At 49.7% G+C, this 4,780-nt stretch carries 4 protein-coding genes and 2 pseudogenes; 2 read left to right on the plus strand and 4 right to left on the minus strand.

Annotated features, from left to right (window positions below):
* Positions 1-345: hypothetical protein (locus tag FDW87_RS21150; protein WP_212725437.1), on the plus strand; the 345-nt coding region annotated here is incomplete at its 5' end.
* A 4-nt stretch (positions 346-349) separates the two neighbouring features.
* Here FDW87_RS21150 and FDW87_RS04415 read toward each other — a convergent pair.
* The 4 genes and pseudogenes from FDW87_RS04415 to FDW87_RS04430 form a co-directional block, all read right to left on the minus strand.
* Positions 350-733: pseudogene (locus tag FDW87_RS04415) on the minus strand (transposase); the annotation flags it as partial.
* An 85-nt stretch (positions 734-818) separates the two neighbouring features.
* Positions 819-1,565: an IS21-like element helper ATPase IstB gene (gene istB, locus FDW87_RS04420; RefSeq protein ID WP_137379491.1), complete on the minus strand. Its 747-nt coding sequence runs from the start codon at positions 1,563-1,565 to the stop codon at positions 819-821.
* Positions 1,566-1,579: 14 nt separating this feature from the next.
* Positions 1,580-2,651 (minus strand): annotated as a pseudogene (gene istA / locus FDW87_RS04425) (IS21 family transposase); the annotation flags it as partial.
* A gap of 499 nt (positions 2,652-3,150) precedes the next feature.
* On the minus strand, positions 3,151-3,435 hold the full coding sequence (locus FDW87_RS04430; protein ID WP_137379489.1) for a hypothetical protein: 285 nt from the start codon (positions 3,433-3,435) through the stop codon (positions 3,151-3,153).
* 171 nt (positions 3,436-3,606) lie between these two features.
* Between FDW87_RS04430 and FDW87_RS04435 the strand changes: the two genes are divergently transcribed.
* On the plus strand, positions 3,607-4,779 hold the full coding sequence (locus tag FDW87_RS04435) for an autotransporter strand-loop-strand O-heptosyltransferase (protein WP_137379490.1): 1,173 nt from the start codon (positions 3,607-3,609) through the stop codon (positions 4,777-4,779).
* Position 4,780: the final 1 nt, after the last annotated feature.

The raw sequence follows: 4,780 nt of genomic DNA on the forward strand, positions 1-4,780 counted from the left end.
TGCCGGAAAGAGTTGATGTGCAGAGAATCGCATCGCAACAGCCGGTCACTCTCTCGGCGGCTGGAGGCAGACGAAGGAGGGGGCAGTTTGGATATCGAATCTATGGTCACTCCCGTTTTTGCAATACTGATTTTCGACGATATCATTGGCTTGCTTAAATCTATCCGGCGTCTGAATCGCGCCACGATGAGTTCCGCGCCTGATGAACCTCAGAAAAATTATACGGCTTCAGGTGAGCCATTCCGATATACAGGTTCTTCAACAGGCCGGTCGGCCGTTTATATCATCAATGATCAGTATTCGCAAAACCAGATAAGTTATTGTTTAAACGATTTATTGTTGTAGATATTTACGACGCAAACGTCTGTTGTCGCGTCGTAAGCGCCCAAGCTATCTTGGCCAGCTTGTTTGCTGGTGCGCAGGTCACAACAAAGTTGCTTTTTCTGCACAGTAATTCTCTGCCCCAGTCCGCCAGTTTGCCTTTCTGGTGTTCCAGTTTTTGTATGAAAACTCTGGCGCACTGGACCAGTAATGTTCGGATCTTTTTGTTGCCTCGTTTGTTGATCCCCAATAGCGTTGTTCGACCACCGGTGCTGTACTGACGTGGAACCAGCCCCGGTGCCGCTGCGAAGTCACGGCTACTGGCGTAGTGTTTCCCATCGCCAAGCTCAGTGGAAATAGTACTGGCCGTCAGCGTTCCCACACAGGGAATGGTTAGTAAACGTTGTCCAACTGCGTATTAACATGAAGGAGAGCGGGGGGTAACATCGATGGAGATCGGTTCGTGTCACTTTCACAGAACCGTTTTTAAATTACCTTCACTGATCTCCTTCGGCCAATGGAGATCGTATTTTCCGCATTGATTCTCCTTTAAGTTCTATCTTAATACTGCCATGAACCAGCCGATCCAGGAGGGTATCTGCATGTGTGGAGTCTCCGATCATTTTGTACCAGTTTTCCACCGGCAACTGGCTCACAACGATGATTGAGCCTCGTTGGTACATCAGATCCACTATTTCCAGCAGATCACTACGCTGTTCTGATGAAAGGGGCTCCAGCCCCCAGTCATCCAGAAGCAGCAGATTGCTATGATTCAGCCTGGTCAGAAGTTTGCTGTATCTTCCATCCGCATGTCCCTGATAGCACTGTTCCATCAGCGCTTTCAGGCGATAATAGTAGACCCTGTATCCCTGTCGGCAGGCATTATGACCAAGTGCACACGCCAGGTACGTTTTACCGCTGCCGGTGACCCCGGTCAGCAATACATTTTGTTTCAGGGTTAACCAGTTTCCCTGACTGAGTGAGCGGATGAGGGCCCTGTCCAGACCTCTACCGCTTCGATAATCCAGCTTTGATAACTCGGCATTGAGTCTGAACCGTGCATGTTTTATCAGACGCTCTGCCTTCCTGTTTTCACGACAGGTTAGCTCTTCTGCTACCAGTAATGACAGGCGTTCTTCGAAGCCCAGATCCTGATATGTAACCGGCTGAGCCAGTTGCTTTTTTAGCGCATCACGGAAGCCGGTGAGTTTAAGTGTGGTCAGTTGTTCGTAAAGATGATTCATCATTGGCCCCCGCATCAGTGGTAATACTTACTGCCGCGAACGTTTTCATGTTCCATTGTGGATAGCAGATAGCAGGTCGGGTTTTGGAGCCTGAACAGGCTGTTTATCCAGACCTTTTCCCAGGATCGATTTAATACCAGCCAGACGCCACACCTTTGTTTTCAGCGCTCTTGCACATGCTGCATTAAGTCTGCCTTTACTGTATTTTTTATGAAGGTTCAGGAGCCTAAGACAGAAGCGATAGCTTTGCTCCGGATGTGGACAAGAGTTCAGTATATGAAGCACATAGCTATGAGTGTCACTGCCAATGTGAGCCGCCCATTCCAGAAGACGCTCTGGCGTCCAGGTGGCATGCTGCCGGTGTGTTTCAGGCATGTGTTCCTGACGGGTACTGTAGCCATAAGTACGCTTACGTGGATGCACAGCAACTTCTTGTCCCTGGTTGAAGAGTCTTACCAGTTCTCCGGAGAACCATGCTTCCAGTTGTTGACCTAACAGTGAGCATGGAGCCGAGTAATAATGTTTATCGATTTCCACGTGGTAATCGGCATGAACCCTGACTTTTTTCACTAGAGTGTAACTGTAACTGGCCTCAGGAAGTGGCTTCAGTGCAGGTTTATCAAGCTGGATGAAGAGTTCTGCACGTGAACGTCCCAGCTTTTGCATGACTTTGTTATTCAGTCTTTCCAGCAACTCCCGGATGCGCTGGTTAAGCGATACAAGACTGTAAAAGCTCTCATGTCTGATTCAGGCCATGATCCAGCGTTCAACGACCTGAACGCCAACCTCTGCTTTGGCTTTATCTTTTGGTTTACGCGGGCGTGCTGGCATAACTGCTACATTGTAATGCTCAAGCATCTGCTGGTAAGTAGGATTAATGTCAGGATCATATTTACATGCCCGGGATGTGGCACTTTTCAGATTGTCCGGGACAACAAGTTCAGGAACGCCACCCAGCCACTGGAAGCAGCGAACATGACTCATCACCCAGTCTTCAAGCTGCAGAGACCAGGTGGCTTCTGCCCATGTGTAACTTGATGCCCCCAGAACTGCCACAATGACCTGAGCCGTTTTTATTTCTCCGGTGCCGGAATGGCAAAAGATACAGATCAACATACCTGTGAAGTTCCAATAACATTGATGGAGATCACCGAATAACAAAACGAGTCAAAAGTGATCTCCATCGATGTTATTCAGCGATCTGCTTAAATGTTATTACCCGATCTCAATGGATGTTATTGGGTGATCTCCTTCCATAAAAATACGCACCTCTTGGTTATGCTCCTGCAAGTCATCAGATTTTTATCAGGATTTCACCTTCCGATACCTCAATAATATTTATGTTCAAAACACTGGTTCAGTGCCGTTCGTGAATGCTCCCTGTTTATGTGTGCAAAGAAAAAACTCTTCATGTCTGAGGTGAACGCAGGAAGTGCACTGCTGGAAGGGATTGCCCGCTCATGACAAACAGGAGATTACTGAAGATATGAAAAAACATCTCAGTGGGTATTAAGGCGTTAAGCCTTGGCTGTTCTGTATACCTATGCAGGCCATGACTTTTGCAACAGAGGTTAATGCCATAATTTCACCTGTAGACGGTGAAATCGTGGATAACAGAGGTACACAGGCTGCCCGGAATGGAGGGCAAACCACCCGCATTACTATTAACTTTGGGAAACAGAAGGTTATGGCCGGAGGCGTGGCCGACCATACCACTATCAATAGTGGTGCTGAGCAGTACGTTTACAGCGAAGCCATCAACGCCGTTCTTAGCGATACCGCGCATCAGTTGCCTCGGGCCCGACAGGGAACGCGGTGCCGGAGCCACCGGCAAGCGTATCGCGCCGTCAGCCACCCTAGTGCTGAACATGGCGACAGGTCACCCTGCTGGTATGGAATTCGGAGCTGGAGAGTGTCCGGACTTGTCTGGATGACCCGAAGGGAGGGTGGATGCCCTGTAATGCTAATGCGAGTTTCAGCTGGTGTTTCTGAGCTGATGCGTTGAGTACTTCGTGTTATGTAAAACACAGGAGAAAAGTTAATGCAGAATTACCCTTTTGTACTCCCGCCGGATACCCCCACGCAGACTGGCCCCGAAAATATTCGTTATGACTTTAATGACGGCGCGCGGGTTTTGCTTCCGGAGGGCCAGTGGCATGTCCGCCTTCTGGATGCAGACTCGGGGAATGTGATTTTTTGCTGTGATGCGGATAAAGGCTGGGTAACCAGCAATAAAAAATACTTTGTGCGGTTTTGTATTCAGGTTTTTCATCGTGGTGAAGAAAAACCGGTGCTGGATGAAACGCTGGACTTAAAAAACCGCCATGTACTGATTTCATTTGCTGTGGGTACGCTGGGCGATATGCTGGGCTGGTTTCCTTATGCAGAACGGTTTCAGGCCCGGCATCAGTGTCAGCTGGAATGTGCGATGGCCCGTAATATTATTGAGTTGCTGGCGCCCCAGTATCCGCAGATACGTTTTTCCACTCCGGAGGAGGTGCACACGAAGAAGCCTTATGCCACATATCGGGTGGGGCTTTTCTGGGGGAAAAACACGACCCATCAGCCAGTAGATTTCCGACAGGTGGGTTTTCATCGTACAGCGGGTTATATCCTTAACGTAGACCCCCGGGAAGCGCCACCCCGTCTCGACCTGTCAGCCCCCAGAGAAATTGAGGAACCTTATGTGTGTATTGCCACGCAGTCCACCTGTCAGGCGAAATACTGGAATAATGGTACGGGCTGGAGTGAAGTGGTGGCGCATCTGAAATCGCTGGGCTACCGCGTGTTGTGTATTGACAAGTCAGCGCACCACGGTCACGGATTTGTCTGGAACCATATACCCTGGGGGGCGGAGGACTTTACCGGGGCGCGTCCGCTGCAGGAGCGGGTTAACCTTCTCAGGCATGCCAGCTTTTTTGTGGGACTGGCCAGTGGGCTGTCATGGCTGGCGTGGGCCGCGCAAATACCGGTGGTACTGATAAGTGGTTTCAGTATTCCGAACAGTGAGTTTTATACGCCGTGGCGTGTTTTCAGTTCACATGGCTGTAATGGTTGCTGGGATGACACTGCCTTTGATTTTGACCATCAGGACTATCTGTGGTGTCCGAGGCATAAGGGGACACCCCGGCAGTATGAATGTACAGGCCTGATAACAGGCACCCAGGTCAACAGGGTTATAAGCGAACTTCACGCCTCCCTGGCCGGGGAGTGAA

This window comes from Citrobacter sp. wls826, from assembly GCF_005281245.1.
In the GTDB taxonomy this organism is placed as follows: domain Bacteria; phylum Pseudomonadota; class Gammaproteobacteria; order Enterobacterales; family Enterobacteriaceae; genus Citrobacter; species Citrobacter braakii.

What these genes read in the sequence shown, in the direction of transcription:
- FDW87_RS04430 (WP_137379489.1), bottom strand. Translation starts at nt 3,435, where the DNA reads ATGTTCAGCACTAGGGTGGCTGACGGCGCGATACGCTTGCCGGTGGCT.
- istB (WP_137379491.1), bottom strand. Translation starts at nt 1,565, where the DNA reads ATGAATCATCTTTACGAACAACTGACCACACTTAAACTCACCGGCTTC.
- FDW87_RS04435 (WP_137379490.1), top strand. Translation starts at nt 3,607, where the DNA reads ATGCAGAATTACCCTTTTGTACTCCCGCCGGATACCCCCACGCAGACT.